Genomic DNA, 20199 nt, shown 5'->3' on the forward strand with positions numbered 1-20199 from the left:
GGAGACTAACATGGCCAAACCCGCCAATACACTAACGAATCAGGAGATTGTCCAAACGGCCGGGAAGAAGGCGGGCAAAAGCCTCGTCATACGAAGACAGTATCAGCTGCTTTTGATGTCAACGCCTTTCGTGCTTCTCGTTATGCTATTTTCCTTTGGCCCGCTATGGGGCTGGATCATGGCTTTCCAACATTACAAGGTAGCGTTGGGGCTGTGGCATTCTCCATGGACCGGCTTCGATAACTTCGAGCTGCTCTTCAAGGATCCCCAGTTCTTCAACGCATTGCGCAATACCGTTGTCATGGGGGTACTGAATCTAGTCACGGGCTTTGTCGGAGCAATCTTTCTGGCGTTACTGCTGAATGAAGTGCGATTTGTTTTCTTCAAACGGGTTATTCAGACGCTGACGTACATCCCGCATTTCGTGTCCTGGGTTGTTATCGCCAACATATTCGCTACGCTGCTTTCCCCGGACGGCGGTGTCGTGAACGCCGTTCTGCTGAAGCTGGGCTTCATCCATGATCCATTATATTTTCTCGGTCATGAGAAATGGTTCTGGTGGATTCATACGGCAGCGAACTTCTGGAAGGAGCTTGGCTGGAATACGATCATCTACCTCGCGGTGCTCGTAGGCCTTAATCCGGAGCACTATGAGGCAGCTGAGGTCGATGGGGCAACGCGGTGGCAGAAGATGCGTTTCATCTCGATTCCGGGCATTATGCCCACAGCCGTGCTGCTGCTCATTCTGAATGTCGGATGGATTGTGCAAAGCGGATATGAATCGCAGTTCCTGCTTGGCAATCCGGTTGTCATCAACCGATCTGAGGTGCTCGATCTATACGCCCTGACTTATTCAACCAGTATCGGTGATTATTCGTACGGCGTGGCAGTCAGTATGTTCAAGTCAATTGTGAGTCTTGTACTCGTTCTGCTGGTCAATTACACGGCAAAGAAAACATCCGGCAGCCGTTTGTTCTAAGCGAAGCCGGCTTGCCAAGGAGGTGAGAGAACATGTTAGTCAGGCGGTCCAAAGGAGATGTCATCTTTAGTGCATTCAATTACATCCTGCTGCTGGTGCTTGGAATCGGAACGTTGTTCCCGTTCCTCAATCTGGCTGCCATCTCCTTGAACGATGCGGGCGATACGCTGAAAGGCACAATCTATATCTGGCCCCGCGTCTTCACCTTGGAGAACTACAGCACGATCTTCGCTAATCATGGTCTGGCGGCAGCGGCGATCCGTTCGGTCGTCCGGACAATTGTGGGTACGGCGCTTGGCGTCATTTGTACCGCGATGCTAGCTTATGCGCTGAGTAGGAAGGAATTTTTCCTCCGTAAGACGTACAACATCATTCTGATCATTACGATGTATGTGAACGGCGGTCTGATTCCACTTTATCTGTTGATTAAAAACATTGGACTTATGAATCATGCAGCTGTGTATATCCTGCCGCTGCTGATCGGCGTTTTCAACGTCATCATCATGAGAAGTTACTTCGAGCAGCTGCCGGAAGGTATTGTAGAGTCTGCCAGAATTGACGGCGCATCGGATTTTCAGATTTTGTTCCGCATCGTGCTGCAAATCAGCTTGCCTGTGTTATCGACGATTACGCTGTACATCGCTGTTCAGCATTGGAACTCCTGGTTCGATAACTATCTGTACGCCAGCCGCAACGAGAACCTGAACCTGCTGCAATACGAGCTGCAGAAAATTCTGATCAGCTCCGTCAATCAAGTTATGAGCGCCAATACTCACATCGATGCTACGGACGCCAGAAGGACAAACCCGGAGACGATCCGGGCGGCGATGACGATCATCGTCACGCTTCCGATTCTGCTCGTTTATCCGTTCCTGCAAAAGTATTTTGTAAAAGGCATGACCGTCGCTGCCATGAAGGAATAGGCAGCAAAGATTAGTGTTGTCGGATCATTGAATCCGGTGATATTATCATGACAAGATGAGAGGGTGTCCAAATGTCTAAGACATGGAAAAAAGGGTTAACACTGATGGCTGCTTCAGTCATGCTCACAGGGGTAATGGCCGGCTGTTCCTCCAACAACAATGGAGGAAACAATACGTCTGCTTCGAACAACGGAGGTAATACGAAGGCGACTAACGCTACAAATGAAGGCGCTTCCACGACAGAAGAAACAAAAGCACCGGTTGAGCCAATCACGTACTCGATGAATACGACAGATGAGAAGCTGACTTGGGATACACCGATCCAGAAAGTTTTTACCGAGAAAACAGGCGTGTCCTTGAAATACGATTTGATCGTTGGTGATGAAACACAGAAGGAAGATCTATGGCTCGCTTCCGGCGACTACCCGGACATTATGGCCATGGGCCCGCAGGAAATACAAAAGTATAAAGACGGCGGTGCACTTATTCCGCTTAATGATCTAATCGATCAATACGGCCCCAACATTAAAGAGAAGTTTGGCGAATACTTTAATCTCCTCAAGGATGCTGACGGCAAGATCTGGTCGATCTACGGTGTGAACAAAAGCCGTGAAGCGAAAGCTGATGCTGCCGCCAGCTTTATCGTCCAGTACGATGTGCTGAAGGAAGCGGGTTATCCGGAGATCAAGACACTCGATCAGTTGTACGACATCCTTAAAGCTTACAAAGATAATCATCCTCAGGTTGACGGTAAAGATACAATCGGTTTCTCCGGTGCGATGACCGGCTGGCAGGTCAACATTGAGTACAACAATCCGATTATTAGCGCTTCGGGGCTGCCTGACCATGGCAACTTCCGAATCGACACGAACGGCAACGTAGAATATAACCCGGTATCGGAAGATGCCAAAAAGTATTACGGATTCCTTAATAAGCTTTATCAGAACGGCCTCTATGACAAAGAAGCCTTCTCGCAGGATGATCTGTCGAAAAAGCTGGCGCAAGGCCGTGTATTAGCCGCTTATGCACCAAAATGGATGGTTGGCGATATCGAAACACAGTTCCGCCAAGATGGTCATCCGGAACGTCAATACGCGTATCTGCCGCTCCATTTCACAGAGGATACTGTTGATACATCCAATTCGGTTGTACCAACATTCGCAGGCAGCTTACAGTGGGTTGTGACGAAAACTGCGAAAAATCCGGAACGTTTCATCCAGCTCGTGGATTACCTGTTCTCGGATGAAGGCCAGATTTTATCGCAATGGGGCATTGAAGGAACGCATTATGAAGTGAAGGACGGCAAGCGTACGCTGCTGCCGGCTGAACTGGAAGCTCGAAGAACAGACCCCGACCATGCTAACAAAGAAGGCTTTAAGGGCAACGGAACGGGGAGCGGTTACTGGTTCAACGTTGGCGACGGCGCCAAGCTGAGTGATGGTGACTATGCGACTCCGCTGACGAAAGACTATCAAATGAGTATCTATGACGACATGACTAAGGATGTTCTGTCACATTACGGCAAGCAGATCTGGGCGGATTTCCTGCAGCCAGCTGAAGTCGTGCCAGGTTATCTGTGGCAGCTTTCGCCGCCGGAGAATATCAGTCTGCAGGCAAAGAAAATCGAAGAAGCGTGGAAGAAATACTTGCCGAAGCTCATTATGTCGAAGAATCAAGCAGACTTTGACAACAGCTGGGATGGCATGAAGTCAACCATGGAAAAGGCAGGGCTAAAAGAAGTGAATGGCGCCTATACGCAGTTATGGGCTGATTTTAACACCAAGTTTAAAGCTTCCATCAGCGAGTAAGCGCGGAAAATCCAATTACATGTGCGTACGCCTTGAACTCACGTGCAAGGCGTACGCTCGTTTGTTCATAAACCTTTCTTTAATGGCGGGGGATAAGATGTATGAAAATCCGGACGAAACTCATTCTAGCTAACCTGTTCATCGTCTTATTTCTACTCGGCTCCGTTACGTTTGTGCTGACTAAGCGAAGCAGTGATCTTGTGCATGAACATATCGTGGAGAACGCCGTTTTATCCCTCTCTCAGATCAGTCAGAACCTCGATAACCGGCTTGCCTCCTATGAGGATGTGGCCAATACCTTATTCCTGAACCCATCGCTTAACTTGATTCTTGATCAGCGTTACGCCGATCAACTTGAAGCTTATGAAGTATACTCCGAGCAATTCCAGCCGTTTCTATCCGCAATCCAATCGACCCGCGATGTGATGAAGGTTGATGTGTTTACGGACAATCCGTCCTTCTTTTTCTCCAATGTGCAGCTCATCGACAATGATATCCGTTCTTCCGACTGGTACAAGGAAGTGATGACGAATAACACGGGAGGTTACTGGACGCAGCCTTATCTGACTTTTCCGAAAAAAGAACCCGTCATCAGCTTCCGCAAACGGCTCAACAATGTGAACCGGGACTCACCAAGTGTTGTGTCGCTGGAGGTTCGGCTCAAGAATCTCGCACAGCTTGTGGATCTGGAGAGCAAGAACAAACGCGTCATCTTCGCGTTATCTGACGGAACGGTGCTGATCGATAGTGATAAGGAGAATGCAGTCGAGAATATTAGCCAGCTGTCATTCGGCAGCCAGGTGATGAACGGTACAAATGGCAGCTTCGATCAGATGATGAACAAAGATTCCTATCAAATTCTGTATCAAACGCTCGACTCCCGCAATATTGTCAAAGGCATGAAGGTGATCGCCTTTATTCCGACGCAGGAGTTATCCGCGAAGCTGCAGCAGCTTCGTTCAATGGCCGTGCTGCTTTTTGCAATGGCGCTTGTAGCTTCCGTCCTGCTGATCTCGATCATGTCTGTCAGTCTGACCCGGCGTTTGTCGGAGCTGGCAGTGAAGATGAAGCGGCTAAACCGTGATAAGTTCGATAGCTTTGTTGAGGTCAAGGGCAGTGATGAAGTCGCGCAGCTTGGCGAGATGTTTAATCTGATGGTGCGAAGACTGCGAGAACTAATCGGTGAGGTGTATCAATCAGAGCTCGACCGCAGGGAGAATGCACTTCGGACGAAGGAAGTGGAGCTGTACGCCCTGCAGACTCAGATCAATCCGCATTTTCTATTCAATACGCTTAATATGATCCGAGGTAAGCTGCTCATTGCGGGTGACCGGGAGAATGCGAAGGTTATTGGCCTGCTTGCGAAGTCGTTCCGCATGATGCTGAAGAAGGGCGGCCCAACAATTCGGCTGTCGGAGGAGCTTGATTTCATATCTAGCTATCTGCAAATTCAGCAATACCGGTTCGGTGACAAATTTACCTACGAGATTGATGTGCCGGAAGAAGAGATGGATGTCCTGGTACCAAAGCTGTGTATTCAGCCAATCGTTGAAAATGCCATATCCCATGGGATTGAGCTAAGTCCAAATCCTTCCCACATTCGGATTAGCGGGCAGCGGAGCGGGAATCTCCTCCTGCTGACCATCAGGGATAACGGTCTTGGCATCTCTCTAGAACGGTTGGCAGAAATTCAGCAGCGGTTGAATAGTGATGAGAGTCTTACAGGTGACGCACATATCGGTCTTCAAAATGTGCAGCACCGGCTGCGGCATCTGTTCGGAGAAGGACACGGGCTTGAAATTACCAGCGAGGCTGGGGCCTGGACAATCGTAACCATGAGTTTGCCAAGAGACGGACAGGGGGAGACGCCGGATGTACAACGTGTTGATCGTGGATGATGAGCCGGTGGCGAGGCAATCGCTGCGTTATCTGATTGATTGGGAGGAGCTTGGTTTTACGGTTAAGGGTGAAGCGCAGGATGGACAGCAGGCGCTAGAAATGCTGCGGAGCCAGCGCTATGCTCTTGTGCTTACCGATATTCGGATGCCTGTCTTAAACGGTCTTGAGATGGCGGCGGCGATGCAGGAGTTCACCGATACACCGGTCGTGATCTTAAGCGGCTATGATGATTTTGCCTATGCCCGGGAGGGGCTTCGCCTTGGCGTGAAGGAGTATTTGCTAAAGCCTGTTGATGAGGAAGATCTTATTGCCTTATTGCAAAAGCTTGCTGCAGAGCTGCGCGAGCAGCAGCTTCTGGAAAAACGGCAGCGGCTTGGTTTGTCGGCTGGACGGGATCAGCTTCTTCGCCGATTGGCACATGGCCAGGTAGCTGCCCGAGAGCTGGAGGAGCAGCTTCTGCTGATGGAGCTTCCTTCACAGCATGAGAGATATGCCTGTTTGCTGCTGGAACTTGATTTCCTTGCTGACGGCGAAATGCCGGATCGGGATACCGAGCTCATGCGTTTTGCGATCCGCAATATCGCAGAGGAATTAGCAGATGGGCGGGGCTATATATTTGAAGAATCAGAGGAACGAATCGGCGTACTGTTAGGCGGCAACGCCAAGGAAATGGACATAGAAGAATGCCGGCTTTGGGCAGAGTCTCTGCGATCCTCGACAATGAGGTACGCCAAAGCCTCTGTTACGATCGGCATTGGCCGAAGCGTGGGATCAATCATGGAGATTAAGCATTCCTGGAGTGAAGCGGAAGAGGCGCTCGACAGGAAGTTTTTGTCGGGAGCAGGAACGGTTCTGCTGCCTCATGGGAAAGCCGAGTCAGATGGTGAACCCGACATGCTCAGAACTTTGGAGTCGGAAGTGCTGGAGATGGTACGCAGCAGCCGGCGTGCAGACACACTACGGGCATTAGCCAGACTGTGGGAATGCTTCAAGACGGAGCAAATATCAGAGGGCCGAGCAAAGCTGTCGGTATTGGAGTTGTTTATTCAGCTGTTCCGTCTCGTGAAGGAGCAGGGCGCCAGCCATGACCGGTTGTTTGATCCCGCTTTAGGGGATTACGAGCGGATCATGCGGATCAAGACGATGGATGAGCTGCTGCGTTTTATGGAGAGCAAGTGTGGAGATGTACTCGATGCCTTGCAGCGGACGAAGGAAATCAGACCGAATAAAATCGTTCTGGAAGTGAAGCAGATCGTACAGGAGCAGTACGCTGGCAATGTAAGCCTGCGAAGTGTGGCCGCCATGATCTATATGAACCCGAATTACCTTGGCAAGCTGTTCAAAGCCAATACGGAGCAGTCTTTTAACGACTATGTGCTGCAGGTTCGAATGGAAAAGGCGAAGGAGCTGCTTCTTCATACGGATAAGAAAGTATATGAAATCGCGCTGGAAGTGGGGTTTAGCGAGCTCGACTGGTTTTATAAACGGTTCAAAACGTATACGGGCGTAAGTACAAGCGATTACCGGAATGCCCGCTGACGGGAAACGGAGGAGAAGATGGACGAGAATAGAGCGTGGACGGCGAAGTGGATTTGGGCAGGACCTGATCAGGCGGTGGATGGTAATGGGACTATGGAGACCGTGCTTTTTCGGCGGAGCTTTCAAGTTGCGGCAGATGGGGACTCACAGCTTAAGATCCATGTATCCGCGGACAGCCGATACCGGCTGTATGTAAATGGACAATCCATTGCATACGGGCCGTGCAAGGGAGATCTTAATGTTCATTATTATGATTCGGTAGATGTAACACCTTTCCTTCGTCCGGGTACAAATGTGCTGGCGGCACATGTCGTTCATTATAAAGGGGATAAAGGGCCGGCATCAGTATGGCGTAAAGACCGTGGTGTGTTTTTGCTGGAGGGCAGCCTGAAGGATCGCAGCGGTGCGGAGTTAGAGAAGCTGGATAGCGGTCTTACGGGCTGGGATTGTCACCGGATCCCGGCACAGTCGGCGATGCTGGCACCAGAAACCGCTACTCTCTTTATTGGCGGCGGAGAAATGATAGATGGCACCGACTGGCCTTATGGTTGGAGAGAAGGTGCCTTTGCCGATACAGACTGGCCGGCTGCAGTGGTTGTGGCGGAGACGCATGACAAAATGTACGGTGGCTTGAGCAGCTGGCTGCTCACTCCGCGTCCTATTCCTTTCATGAGAGAGGAAACTCTGGCATTTAAGACGATCGTCCAAGGGGAATGTGGTGACAAGGTCTACGCAAGCGAGCCAATGAAAGATGGGGGACTGCTTGAGATTGAGGTGCCTGCAGGCGGCCGTTTGGTTCTTGAGCTTGATGCAGGCGAGCTAGTGGCTGGTTTCCCTCAGCTTGTACTTAGTGGTGGAGCAGGCGGTACAGCGTATTTGTTGTATTCAGAATGTTATGAATATGAGCCATTCCCTAACGGGCAGCGCAACAAGGGAGTACGTGATGAGCCGGAAGGTAAGAAATTATATGGATTTGAGGATACGTATCGGATAGCGGGATATGGAAGACGCGCTGGCGAGCATGAAAGGTATGAACCTTTTCACCGGAGAGCGTTCCGATTTATCCGTCTTACTGTAGAGGCGGCTGATGAGCCTGTTGTTGTTGAGGGCTTAACCTACCTTAGAACGGGGTATCCGCTGGATGTTGGAGCAGCCTTCCAGAGCTCGGACCCATCACTCTCGCCTTTATGGACGATCAGCTTGAATACGCTTCGCAACTGCATGCATGAAACGTATGAAGATACCCCTTTTTATGAGCAAATGCAATATGAAATGGACAGCAGGCTGCAGGCGTTGTTTACCTATTATGTAAGCGGGGATGACCGTCTGGCACGCAAGGCAATCTATGATTTCCACAGCTCGCTGCTGCCGACAGGCATGCTGCAAAGTCGATACCCGTCTGTAAATCGTCAGATTATCCCTGGTTTTGCTCTCTTCTGGATCATGATGGTTCATGATCATTATTGGTATACCGGTGATTTGGAGCATGCTGCGCAGTACAGAGCTTCGATGGATGCCGTACTTGCTTGGTTTGATGCACGGATAGAGCCGGAGTCTGGGCTGGTCGGCATTATGCCGGAAGCTTATTGGTCCTTCGTGGATTGGACAGAGGAATGGCGTGCTAACGCTGGTGCGCCGCCTTCAGGCAGGTCAGGACCTAATACGATTTATAATTTGATGGTTGTAGATGCACTGCTTAAAGCAGCGGAGATAAATGAAGCAACAGGGCGGCGGGATACGGGACTGGAATACCGTCAGCGTGCTGAAGCTTTGCAGCAGGCTGTCCGGAAGCATTGCTGGTCGGCGGAGCAAGGTTTATTCGCGGATAGTCCAGGTGTAGATGCATTTAGTCAGCATGCTCAGATATGGGCGGTACTGACCGATACGGTTACTGGTGAGGAAGCGAAGGAGCTGACTGTACGGACATTGGAGACAAAGGGACTTGCCAAAGTGTCGTTTGCGATGGCTTTTTATTTGTTCCGTGTGCTGGCGAAGACCGGGCTGTATGCTAGATCGTTACCTTTATGGGATGACTGGAAAGCTCAGGTGGATCTGCATTTGACCTCCTGGGTGGAGGATCCGGTCTCGGTTCGGAGCGATTGTCATGCTTGGGGAGCCCTGCCGCTGTACGAATTCCCGACGGAGCTGCTTGGTGTCCAGCCGTTAACTCCTGGCTTCGCGAGTATATCGGTAGCACATAGAATTAGCGGCTTGCAGGAGGTATCGGGCTGTGCAATGACGCCGCATGGAGCGGTTCATATTGCATGGAGTATGCACGAAGGTCGGTTTAACTTACGGGTTGAACGGCCAGATGCGATTCCGGTTCAGATCAAGCTGCCTAATGGTGAAATGCTTTATTGTACGGAAGCCGGACCGATTGTATGTGAATGTGAGATTACGAAAAATGAACATGTAGAGGAGCTTGCACCATGAAGCTTGGAATCGCTTATTATCCAGAGCATGAACAATCGGAGCAATGGGATATCGATTATAGCAAACTAGCAGCGGCGGGCATCCGTTCCGTTCGAATCGCTGAATTTGCCTGGGCGGTGCTCGAGCCCCGTGACGGCCAATTTGAATGGGAATGGCTAGATGCCTCAATTGAAAGAGCCGCTTCACACGGTATTAACGTTGTTCTATGTACGCCAACGGCATGTCCGCCAGTCTGGCTGGTGGAGAAACATCCTGATGTCCTCCCCGTTAATAAACAGGGACGTGTCATTGGTTTTGGCGCCCGCCAGCACCGGTCTTACTCATCGGACAATTATGTGAAATATTCCTTGCGGATCGTAGAAGCAATGGCTGAGCGTTATGGCAATCATCCGAATGTTGTTGCTTGGCAGCTGGATAATGAATTTGGCGGTGAAACCAAATACGACTTCAGTGATCCAGCAAGGATTGCCTTCCATCGTTGGCTGGAAGAGCGTTACGGCTCGATTGAGAAGCTGAATGAAAGATGGGGAACAACCTTCTGGTCGCAGCGTTATGAGCGATTCGATCAGGTTCCGCTGCCTGCTCCAATTGGCGCAGACGTAAACATGTGGCAGCACCCGAGCCTGGAGCTGGATTTTGCCCGGTTCTCCTCGGACAGTATGGTTCGTTTTGCAAGTCTTCAAGCGGCTGCCCTTCGTCCCTTTATTGGGGCCAGACCTATTACAACCAATGCTTTTATGTTCTGTTGGGGAGATAATCTGAACTGGCCGGACCTGTTCGCAGATCTGGATGTTGTGGGTATGGATATTTACAGCAATAAGCCGCATGAGATTGCTTTTTATGCGGATGCCTGCCGCGGCGTGCTTGGCAAACCTTTCTGGATGATGGAGTATGGTACCGGAACTACGGAGCTGGAGCGGGATATGAATGTGGTCAGTGAGCGGGGCTGCAGCCGGTTCTATCTGTTCAAGATGAAGCCGTTCCCTTGGGGACAGGAACAAGGCGGCGGACAGCCGGAGCTTGTGACGTTAACCGGAGAGCCTTCCCGGAATTATCATGTCGTACAGTCGTATACGGCGAAACATGCCCATGAACCGGAACTAACGGAGACAGGGCGGGCAGCAGTTGGTGTGTATTATCATTTCGACAGCTCATGGAGCTATCAACTTTCCGTAGCTGACCGAATCGCTTATCCGGACTACATCGTTCATAACGTCTATCGTCATCTATTTGAAGCGGGTATTCGTACGGAAGTTGTTTACTCAGGCGAGCAGCTGGATGGGCTGGAAACGTTGATTATTCCTCTTCACCAAATCTATGATGCGGCGCTAGAGGAGCGTCTCATTGCTTTCGTGCAGGCAGGCGGCAGGCTTATCGTTACCTCCGATTTGTTCCGCAAGAATGCGGATAATGTCTATCTTCGGGAAGTACCTCTTCTATTCGCCGAGCTGCTCGACTGGCAGGAAAATAACTTTGCAGGTGACGTAATTACCGAAGGCACTGTAATGATTCGCAAGCATAAGAGCGGGAAAGGCGAGACATGGCTTGTTCATCGCAACTCAACTGCGGAGCAGTGGAAGGACGTATTAGCTGGCATTATGGAATACGCTTAATAAATAACACCCGACAGCGGGCTTCAACCTGCTGTCGGGTGTTTTATTTTGTGCGCTGCCCCTTAACGATACCGTTGCGTTCTAAAATAGTCCAAAAAAGCATCATAGGAGGAGTATTAGTTACTCTTTACGATGTTAGCAGGTCTTAACGATACAGCTTAAGAGGTAACTTATCATTTTTCATTGTATGATAAATGGACAAGTAAAAAGGAAAGCAAGCGAACAGAGAGGATGGGGGCGAAACACATGTTACAGCCATATACGATGAGAGTTATCGAGACGATTAAACAAATCCCGGAAGGCAAAGTAATGACTTACGGTCAAATTGCAGCTCTCGCTGGCAGCAGCAGAGGGGCGAGGCAGGTCGTTCGGATTTTGCATTCATTAAGCAGCATCCATCAGCTGCCTTGGCATCGGGTCGTTAATGCAAAAGGAGAGATTGCGATACAAGAGGATGAATCTCGTATGATTCAGCAGCATCTACTGGAGGCTGAAGGGGTAGAGGTGGGGCGAAGCGGCCGAATTGATCTTGCTCGTTTCCGCTATGAGCCGGATGTTGCACCGGAATTATAGGACTCCTCATATGTTAACCTATGTGATAAAATTAGGTTAACATAAACATAGGAAGGAGCGATCGAATGCAGAGCATATCATTAAGAGGACATCATTTGTTTTGTCTGCTTGGTTATCGGGGCAAGGGTTATTCAGATAGCTTCTGTACCAATATGACAACTGTATACGAGACGCTGCGCCAGCAGCCGCAAACGATTATTGAGATCATCGAAGGTCCGGATGTGATCTGTGCTGCGTTCCCGACGGATCAGCCGTCCCACTGTCAGAATCCAAGCGTGTATCGCAAAGACAGCGAGATATTAGGCGTGCTTGGACTTACGATCGGAAGCCGTCTTCACTGGGAAGAGCTTTGCAGCCTCGTGGCAGAAGCAATCGAGCCAAGTGACATCCATCGGCTGTGCTATGACTGCCCCTGGGAGCCGTATGGTCTCTGTCAAGAAGGGGTAGCGCATATGCGAGAGGCGAAAGCGCTCAGAGCCTTGCCTTAAAACTGCGCCTCCAACCAGAACGGAACAAAGCGGCAGCTTAAGGCTGCCGCTTTGCAAGCTTCTCCTGTGCCATCCGGATCATTTCGCGTATCATAGGTCCGCCGATCCTGCCGCCTACATGCCCGGCATCCTCCGTCTTCATCTGCCCGTTTTCGCCGCGATTCATCCGGATACCCAGTTCGCCAGCCACCTCGTATTTCACGTCATCGGGTCTGTTCTCATCCACGGTGTAACCTTCCTGCCGCATAACATTCGCTTTTAATGTCTGCATAGCCGCACCAGCCTCGGGTACTAGAAGCCGTCTATTCCTTCTTCCCATTTTAATAACACCGCCTCAACCATAATTTTATTGCTGGCTTTTATTTTCCCCGGTAAGCCCTGCAATTATGAAGGCGACGAATTAAATATACTGGCTTAGGATGGCGTTAACTTTAGCACGGTTGGAGATAAAAGTATGGCGCTTCAGGAGCCGCTGGTTCAGCGTGTTCTTGCTATGCACGACAACCATGTAATTACGTTTGCCGCCAGTCGTCAGAATCTCATGCTTATGTTTGATGACTCCACTGTGTCCATCCACCGTTTTGTAACGAAACCCGCTAAAATACTGCTCCGGCTTATAAATCCACGTATAAAAAGGCGGGGAAGACTTACTAACCGTAGCGATCCGATGCCTTAAGCTGTCGTAAATATACCCGGCCTGATTAATCAGCGCCCGAGTACCTTGTTTCGGTTTATATTTGTGAAGCTGGTCAACTAAGGTGTGGTGGTACGTGTCATCGCAATCCAGGCGAACGAGATAGAGAAACTCATTGCTGCCAACGGTTTTACGCAGCTTATCTTCGTATTTTTTTTCTGCTACAAACCGGATATGACTAGGAAGCTTTGGATACTTTGCTAATTCCGCTCGGACAATGGCTTCCGTCCTTTCGGTATAACGAATGAAAGCATGGAAATTTTGATTGCTTTGTTTCAGCAGGCATTGAAGGGTATATTTCATAAAAATCGACATTCTGTATTTGATCCATTCAGGGGTCAGCCCTACCCGATAAACACCACCCCTATTCGAACGGTTGTTAAACTCGATTTCCACAACAATTGATTTTGTCATCTCGTCCACCCTCCCTTACGTCTGAGATAATATATTCCGAAGGGGAAGATTGGTATGGGACAACATCTAATAAGTAAAACATAAATCATCATGCTTAAAGTTGGCAGTATAGTTTGATCACCAGAAAAGCAAACCTAAGGTCGTACACAATAACCTTAAAGGGGCGCTACTGACAATGAAAAAAGCTTACGCAATGCTTGTTGCTGCAACTCTTATGTTATCCACCGCAGCGGTACCTGCTTTCGCCGCGCATTCCAGTAAAGAAGAAGTGGCCATGGATAACAGCCGCACGAACACGAATAGCAACACCTTTGGTACAAACAGCTATGGCAACTATGGTACAAACAGCACAACAACTAACCGTACAAACGGTTACGGAACAACAAACCAAATGAACAGCTACGGCACAAATGGCACAGGTACAGGTATGAATGCTAACAATTACCGTACATTAGCTAACGATAATGACAATGATATGGATTGGGGCTGGCTGGGACTACTCGGCTTGGCTGGCTTGTTTGGCTTAAGAAGCCGTGACCGTGAGCGCACCTAATATTCTGCTGTAATGAAACCCCCTGTTTCTGACAGGGGGTTATTTATTGGAACCACTGAAATGGAATGTTTCGAATGCGTCTGAGCATATTAAATCCGTGGCATCTAATAAAGAATGAAAAGAGGCATATATAATGGGGATTTTAAGTGGTAATCCGAAAGATGAACCGATGCACTACGGCGAGATCTATGCAGTATGGCAAGCTTCTACAGTCGCTAAAGGTGCGATTTCCTGCTATCAGGCTTATTTGAACCATGCTGGTGACAAAGATCTTAAAAAGGTTCTGGATGCCCTTATTGATCAAGCAAAGCTGGAGATAAAGGAACTTGATACATTACTCACGGATAACGGTATTACTCCAGCGCCTGTTATGCCAGAGAGACCTCCGGTCAAACTTGAAGATATCCCTGCTGGAGCAAGATTTGCTGATAATGAAATTGCGGCTGCAATAGCAGCTGATGCGTCAGCAGGACTGGTGGCTTGCAGCCAAGCGATGGGCCAATCCATAAGAGAAGATGTTGGTGCACTATTTGGGAAATATCATCTTACTAAAGCAGCCTTAGGTGTACGTATATTAGAAATGGTTAAAGAAAAAGGGTGGCTTATTCCTCCTCCGCTTCAATTGAAACGTCCGGAGCCTGTAAAAGCATAAATTCGTTTGAGCCCTGCTCCTTGAGCAGGGTTTTAATTTGCTTGACAGATATTTCAGTTGAATATAGACTAGTGAAAATTTCTGAAGTGTCTCATACTGTTGCCAAAGGGGGAGTCGAGATGTGGGAAAGGCTGAAGCCTGAAGAATTAGCTCTACATATGCTTAAGACTCCGTCTTTTATTGCAAATGAAGTAAAAATGAACCTGCTGCACCGGATTTGTGAGATGAGCCAATCGGTATGCTTCAGACACATGGATGGTTCCGCCATATTCGCAGGTTCTCCAGGCCATAATGCTTGGTTATGGGTCGATGATTCGTTGGCCGAAGAAATAAGGCGCCCTATGCTACAAGATCTGATAAGACAGCTCGCGAGTCATACGCTGCGCGGTATTACGGCTGAGCCAAGGCATGCCAAGCTGTTCGCTGAGCTGTACGCCTCCCGTTATCGAGTGCGTCCGGAGAACAAGATGGGGATGGAAGCTTATTATTGTCCGGTTGTGATGTATCCGGCAGATGTTGAGGGAAGTCTGCGGCAGGCAGTGTCTTCAGATGTACCGCTTGTAGCTGAATTTATGGCAGGCTTTGCCGAAAGTGCATACGGAATAAAGGTGCATCCAGCCAGCCAAATACCTGCAGCGGACAATGCAATTGCGTCAGGTAATTTATATTTATGGATTATAGAGGGGAACCCCGTGTCGATGGCGCAGATCGCCCATCGCTCTCCGCGTCATGCACGCATTAACTACGTGTTTACGCCTTTTGAATTGCGTAAGCGGGGATATGCCAGTGCGACAGTAGCGGCATGCTGCGACTTAATCGTACAGGAGAATCGAGTGCCTATGCTGTATGCCGATCTGACTAACCCTGATTCCAATAAGGTTTACAAAAGCATTGGTTTTGTGGAATGCGGTAAAGTAGCGGATGTGAAGTTTGTCTCTTAATAGCGATCGATAAAGTCAGAAAAACCTCTCCAGCTGGAGAGGTTTTTCTTCGTCTTCGCTTTTTATTTTTTACCCCGATAGCTTTCCGGTGGTCCCAAATAGCTTGGCTTCACACCACCGGTGTCGATGATGATTTTTTGCAGGACGACGATCGGATCGACCATCCATATTTTGAGCGTATGATAACCAACTTCAGGCACGATATGCTTCGATTCTGCTGTACGGATATTGAGAATCACACTTTGTTCCCAATCCTGTTCCGAGTAGCTGCCGTCTTTGGTTAACCCTATGGCACTAATGACTTGAACTGGACCGTCATCAAAGGAAACACCAAGGCGTAAGCCCTGTCCTGGAATAAAGTCGATCGTTGGAGCGATCAAAGCAGCTACTTTCAGCTCACCTGGTGTTACCAGATATACTTCATACTCGAGACAAGGCGAGTTATCGATTGTAGGCTCCGGTGTGGACGATGCCGTTACAGGGAAGACACCCATCGATGACAAGGTCCGTCCGTAATTGGGGATAACGTGCCAGCTTGCCTCGGCTGTCTCCTTATTTGCGCTGTAGTGCTCCGCTTCAATGGAGATATAGCCATCCGTTTCGATAAAACCGGTTAAAGCTTCACGGGAAGGAGCTGCCGGTTTACATGCGCAGATCATGACAGTGAAGGCTTTTCTGTTCATCATATCGATTAGGGTGATCGTACCGCATATTTTGTCGGACTCAGGTACCTTTGGCCAATCGATATCGATCCATAGCCGCTCTTGAGCGTTCACGCTGCCTTCTGTCATGCTTAGCATAATCCAAGGCTCATCCGCTGTGGCGGAGAAGGTAAACGCCTCGGAGCCACGGTTGAACAGATCGATATAACGGGTTTCCCGCGTATAATTGTTGAACAATAGAGGTGGCAGCTGTGGATCACGCGGCCAAGCCAGTTCCGAGCCTTCGATAGCAACACCCATGCCGGAGTTTTCTTTGGTCAGGGTAATCGTTCCTGTTTCGGGCAGGATATGCTCCTCTGGCTGCTGCCAATAGGTGTAGCCGATATGAAGCTGATCCATCATATGGTTCCATTTACCGCCTGCCAGCTCATGGTTATAGGTGTAAGTCAGCTTGGCATCAGCCTCAAACAGCTGTTTGACAAGACGTGCCTCCGTATTTGCAGAAGCTCGACCTTGCGCTGCATACAACTTACTTCTCTCCACGCGGATATACATTTCCAGCACTTGAGCGGAGGCTTTGGCTGGATAGAGGGCCAGTTGGAAGAAGGAATCTTTAAGTGACTCATCCAGCTCTTCGTAGATGCGCTCCGCCAGTGCAACTGTCTCATGTACCTCAGCCAGGACGTTATCCGCCTCTTTGTAATGAACAGTACTAAAGAGCGGTACGGCATTCAAGAGCTCTGGCTTCAGCCTGCCGTTCCACTTGGAATAACGGTTAATAATGATTGCTATCTCTTTTGCGTAGGCAGCGCCAAATTGCTGCTCCGCCCACTTTACGCTAAACTCTTCGATATTGTCTTTATTGAAAGCGTTGATGTCCCATCCAAGCCGCAGGAAAAACTCCAGCTGGCATTCCACCGGCTTCAGGTCGCCGACATTAACGACCCAAATACGGTCTGCGCCATATTCATAAGCCTTGTGCATTTGTTCCCAAATTTTCTGAAGCGGCACGGAATTAACCCATTTGTAGGAACGAGGACCTCCGACATAGTCGAGGTGATAATAGATACCTGCACCGCCGGAGCGGCCGCGTTCGTCAGTGGTTGGCACCCGCCGCAGATTGCCATGGTTATCATCTGACCACAATAGCGTGATATCATCCGGCACACGCATGCCATTCTCGTAATAGTCCTGCACTTCTTTATAGAGAGCCCACAGCTGCGGGACATCGGAGGCGTCTCGCTTCGTCTGTTCGCTAATAATATGACGCTGATCTTGAACGATCCGCTGGAGCAGCTCGATTTTCTCCTGGAAGGTTAATTGGCCGCCCATGGCTTCATCGCCGTCTCCACGCATACCAAGTGAAATAATATTCTCATAGCTGGCGCTTCTGCGAATACCTTCTTCCCAGAACTTGTACAGCACTTCTTCATTAACGGAGTAATCCCAAGGACCCTCTTTGTGTTTCTTCCAGTCACCGTGCGGACGCTGCATCGGCTCGTGATGCGAGGTACTGATAACAATGCCGTACATATCCGCTACAGCAGGGTTTAGTTCATCATCCTCATAAAAGGTATTATCCCACATAGCCGGCCATAGATAGTTTGCTTTTAGACGGAGCAAGAGCTCGAACACATGCTCATAGAAGTTATGTTTAAAGTCGCCAAAGTTCTCTCGTACCCATGCCATAAGCGAAGGGCCTTCATCATTTAAGAAAATGCCGCGATACTTAACGGATGGTTCACCTTGCTTGTAGATCCCATTGCGGAACATGAGCTCCGAATGGTTGCGGACAGGGACATCCGCCCAGTAATGCCACGGTGAAACGCCAATCTGCTCGGATATCTCATAGATGCCGTAGATGGTGCCACGTTTGTCGCTGCCGGCGATAACGAGCGCTTCAGCAATACCTGGGAGAGGGTTCGTAACCGTTTGCAGAACAAAAGACTCCCATTTGCCGCTAAGCTCGGAAGCATCCAGCTTGCCACCCTCAATCAGCTTGTCGATCAGTCCACTTTTGCCTATTGTACCGATGATAACGGAGTTGTTCGTCAGCTCTTCTGCATGGTGAATCAGGTGCGGCTTGATTTGTGCGACCTTTTTAATATCCTGCTGCAGATCCTTCGCTGCCCGAACTACTCCTTCATAATCGTCTTGAGAAACGTAAATATCTGCCGCTACGCCATTATAGGCAAGCGGGAAATGGCCTTCGAGATAACGAAATGCGATAGCTTTTTCGTTCAACATGCCAAGACCCCCTGGTTTAATAGATGTTATTAGAGTGGGACTATTATATAACAAGGGTTTGGGCGAGGAGCCGGGAAGGGAGCAACATGTTTAATTTTCACGATAAACTCTTTAATTTTTTAATCGAAAATAGTGCCGTATGAAATTCAAAAATGGGGAATAGTAAGGCGTGGAAAAACAAATCAACACGAACAGGAAGGTGTCTTTGGAAATGAAATGGGACTGGTTGTTGTCTTCCCGTGAGAGCACTGGGAAGCCTAGTAAAGCAGGCAAAATCATTGGCGCGGTCGTATTGTCTGCGGCATTAATGTTTAGCGGGGCTGGCACAAGTCTAGCTGTCGGAAAAGGAGCCAAAGGGCCGGACATCTATGTTATTCAAGGGATGCTGAAATCAGTAGGCAGCTATTCCGGCAAAATAAACGGCTATTATGATGCGACAACGGTAAGAGGGGTCAAGCATTATCAAAAAACGCATGGCCTTAAAGTGACAGGGTCAGTAGATGCGAAAACATTCCAGTCCATTGATTACTCTTACAACACTGCTAAATATGGCAAGAAAGTAAGCGCCAAAGGCGCAGGTAAAGCGAAAGGGCTTGGCGTAGGCAAAGGCGGCGGCGCTGGCGGCGGCAACGGAGCAGGCGGCGGTGCTGGTGGCGGAGCAGGCGGCGGTGCTGGTGGCGGAGCAGGCGGCGGTGCTGGTGGCGGAGCAGGCGGCGGTGCTGGTGGCGGAGCAGGCGGCGGAGCTGGTGGCGGAGCAGGCGGCGGAGCTGGTGGTGGCGCAGGCGGCGGTGCTGGTGGTGGCGCAGGCGGCGGTGCTGGTGGTGGCGCAGGCGGCGGAGCTGGTGGCGGCGGCGGATTCGGCGGCGGCAAAGGCTTCGGCGGCGGTGGCGGCCAAATGCAAGAAGGCGGTAAAGGCGGTAAAGGCTTTGGCGGCGGTGGCGGCCAAATGCAAGAAGGCGGTAAAGGCGGTAAAGGCTTTGGCGGCGGAGGCAGCCAAATGCAAGAAAACGGCAAAGGCGGCAAAGGTTTTGGCGGCGGCGGTACAGGCGGAGGCAATGGCGGCGGAGGCAACAATATTGCGCCGAACAACCAGGCGCCAAACGCTGCACCTAAATCAGCGAATCCAGCGCCAAACAAAGCGCCGGGCGAGAATTCGGCACCTAATCTCCGTTAAGCAGCTGCTTACGGAATGTTATAATAGAGGGTTGTCCACGAGTTGGACAGCCCTTCAAATTTTTTTTCAAATACCTCTTTACATTTAGCTTTAAATAAAGTATCTTTAAATTAAGATAAACGAAAGCGAGGCGGGCCAATGGAAAAAGAAAAAGATGAATCACTTGATCTTTACATCGCGCTTGCCAGAGCAAGCCAATGGGTGAATGCTCATGCTGATCGTGATATCCGCAAGCATGGCCTTAATCGGACGGAATTCGGGGTACTCGAACTGCTCTATCATAAAGGTCCGCAGCCGTTGCAGCAGATTGGCGAGAAGGTATTGATGAGCAGCGGTAATATCACTTACGTGATTGATAAGCTGGAGAAGAAAGGTTATGTCTGTCGCAGAGCTTCAACAGAGGATCGACGGCTTATATACGCCGAAGTGACGGACACGGGTACACAGTTTATTGAAGAAGTTTTCCCTCAACATACCCTTATCATTGATCAGGCGGTCGGAGGGCTGACAGTTGAAGAGAAGCAGGCAGCAAGTGTGCTTCTTAAGAAGTTAGGCAAGTTTGCACAGACGACCTTCAAGTAGGAAAGATGATGGTCGTACTAATCAT

General features: G+C 49.6%; 17 protein-coding genes. 14 read left to right on the forward strand and 3 right to left on the reverse strand.

Annotation, left to right across the window (positions count from 1 at the left end):
• Positions 1-10 precede the first annotated feature (10 nt).
• The 9 genes from AC0YNT_RS09455 (at position 11) to AC0YNT_RS09495 (ending at position 12255) form a co-directional block, all read left to right on the forward strand.
• On the forward strand, positions 11-979 hold the full coding sequence (locus AC0YNT_RS09455) for an ABC transporter permease (RefSeq protein WP_475804346.1): 969 nt from the start codon (positions 11-13) through the stop codon (positions 977-979).
• A 32-nt stretch (positions 980-1011) separates the two neighbouring features.
• Positions 1012-1902, forward strand: coding sequence for a carbohydrate ABC transporter permease (locus tag AC0YNT_RS09460; RefSeq protein WP_475804347.1), 891 nt, complete (start codon positions 1012-1014; stop codon positions 1900-1902).
• A gap of 71 nt (positions 1903-1973) precedes the next feature.
• Positions 1974-3710 (forward strand): extracellular solute-binding protein, encoded by a 1737-nt coding sequence (locus AC0YNT_RS09465; protein WP_475804348.1) that lies wholly within the window; start codon positions 1974-1976, stop codon positions 3708-3710.
• Between the two features lie 101 nt (positions 3711-3811).
• Complete coding sequence (locus tag AC0YNT_RS09470) at positions 3812-5608, forward strand: sensor histidine kinase (protein WP_475804349.1); 1797 nt, start codon at positions 3812-3814, stop codon at positions 5606-5608.
• On the forward strand, positions 5583-7148 hold the full coding sequence (locus tag AC0YNT_RS09475) for a response regulator (protein ID WP_475804350.1): 1566 nt from the start codon (positions 5583-5585) through the stop codon (positions 7146-7148). Before AC0YNT_RS09470 ends, AC0YNT_RS09475 begins: the two co-directional genes overlap by 26 nt.
• An 18-nt stretch (positions 7149-7166) precedes the next feature.
• Entirely contained in the window at positions 7167-9581 is a 2415-nt protein-coding gene (locus tag AC0YNT_RS09480) for an alpha-L-rhamnosidase-related protein (protein ID WP_475804351.1), read from the forward strand.
• Complete coding sequence (locus AC0YNT_RS09485; RefSeq protein ID WP_475804352.1) at positions 9578-11194, forward strand: beta-galactosidase; 1617 nt, start codon at positions 9578-9580, stop codon at positions 11192-11194. Before AC0YNT_RS09480 ends, AC0YNT_RS09485 begins: the two co-directional genes overlap by 4 nt.
• A 246-nt stretch (positions 11195-11440) precedes the next feature.
• Positions 11441-11767: an MGMT family protein gene (locus tag AC0YNT_RS09490; protein WP_167281132.1), complete on the forward strand. Its 327-nt coding sequence runs from the start codon at positions 11441-11443 to the stop codon at positions 11765-11767.
• Between the two features lie 65 nt (positions 11768-11832).
• Positions 11833-12255 (forward strand): DUF1284 domain-containing protein, encoded by a 423-nt coding sequence (locus tag AC0YNT_RS09495; RefSeq protein WP_475804353.1) that lies wholly within the window; start codon positions 11833-11835, stop codon positions 12253-12255.
• Positions 12256-12292: 37 nt separating this feature from the next.
• On the opposite strand, the gene AC0YNT_RS09500 is transcribed toward AC0YNT_RS09495, so the two are convergent.
• Positions 12293-12574 carry an alpha/beta-type small acid-soluble spore protein gene (locus AC0YNT_RS09500; RefSeq protein WP_475804354.1) on the reverse strand — a complete coding sequence of 94 codons (282 nt, stop codon included), beginning with the start codon at positions 12572-12574 and terminating at the stop codon, positions 12293-12295.
• A gap of 81 nt (positions 12575-12655) precedes the next feature.
• Positions 12656-13363: a glycosyltransferase gene (locus tag AC0YNT_RS09505; RefSeq protein WP_475804355.1), complete on the reverse strand. Its 708-nt coding sequence runs from the start codon at positions 13361-13363 to the stop codon at positions 12656-12658.
• Positions 13364-13538: 175 nt separating this feature from the next.
• On the opposite strand from AC0YNT_RS09505, the gene AC0YNT_RS09510 reads away from it, so the two are divergent.
• The 3 genes from AC0YNT_RS09510 to AC0YNT_RS09520 all read left to right on the forward strand — a co-directional run bounded on the left by AC0YNT_RS09510 (position 13539) and on the right by AC0YNT_RS09520 (position 15509).
• Positions 13539-13916, forward strand: a complete 378-nt coding sequence (locus AC0YNT_RS09510; protein ID WP_475804356.1) for a WGxxGxxG family protein — start codon at positions 13539-13541, stop codon at positions 13914-13916.
• A 133-nt stretch (positions 13917-14049) separates the two neighbouring features.
• Entirely contained in the window at positions 14050-14568 is a 519-nt protein-coding gene (locus AC0YNT_RS09515; RefSeq protein ID WP_475804357.1) for a DUF3231 family protein, read from the forward strand.
• A gap of 119 nt (positions 14569-14687) precedes the next feature.
• Entirely contained in the window at positions 14688-15509 is an 822-nt protein-coding gene (locus AC0YNT_RS09520) for a GNAT family N-acetyltransferase (protein WP_475804358.1), read from the forward strand.
• Positions 15510-15571: 62 nt separating this feature from the next.
• On the opposite strand, the gene AC0YNT_RS09525 is transcribed toward AC0YNT_RS09520, so the two are convergent.
• Positions 15572-18418, reverse strand: coding sequence for a glycosyl hydrolase 115 family protein (locus AC0YNT_RS09525; protein ID WP_475804359.1), 2847 nt, complete (start codon positions 18416-18418; stop codon positions 15572-15574).
• A gap of 211 nt (positions 18419-18629) precedes the next feature.
• On the opposite strand from AC0YNT_RS09525, the gene AC0YNT_RS09530 reads away from it, so the two are divergent.
• Together AC0YNT_RS09530 and AC0YNT_RS09535 are read left to right on the forward strand one after the other, a co-directional pair.
• Complete coding sequence (locus AC0YNT_RS09530) at positions 18630-19592, forward strand: peptidoglycan-binding domain-containing protein (protein WP_475804360.1); 963 nt, start codon at positions 18630-18632, stop codon at positions 19590-19592.
• Positions 19593-19730: 138 nt separating this feature from the next.
• On the forward strand, positions 19731-20174 hold the full coding sequence (locus AC0YNT_RS09535; RefSeq protein WP_475804361.1) for a MarR family winged helix-turn-helix transcriptional regulator: 444 nt from the start codon (positions 19731-19733) through the stop codon (positions 20172-20174).
• Positions 20175-20199: the final 25 nt, after the last annotated feature.

The organism is Paenibacillus sp. J22R56 (assembly GCF_056269375.1).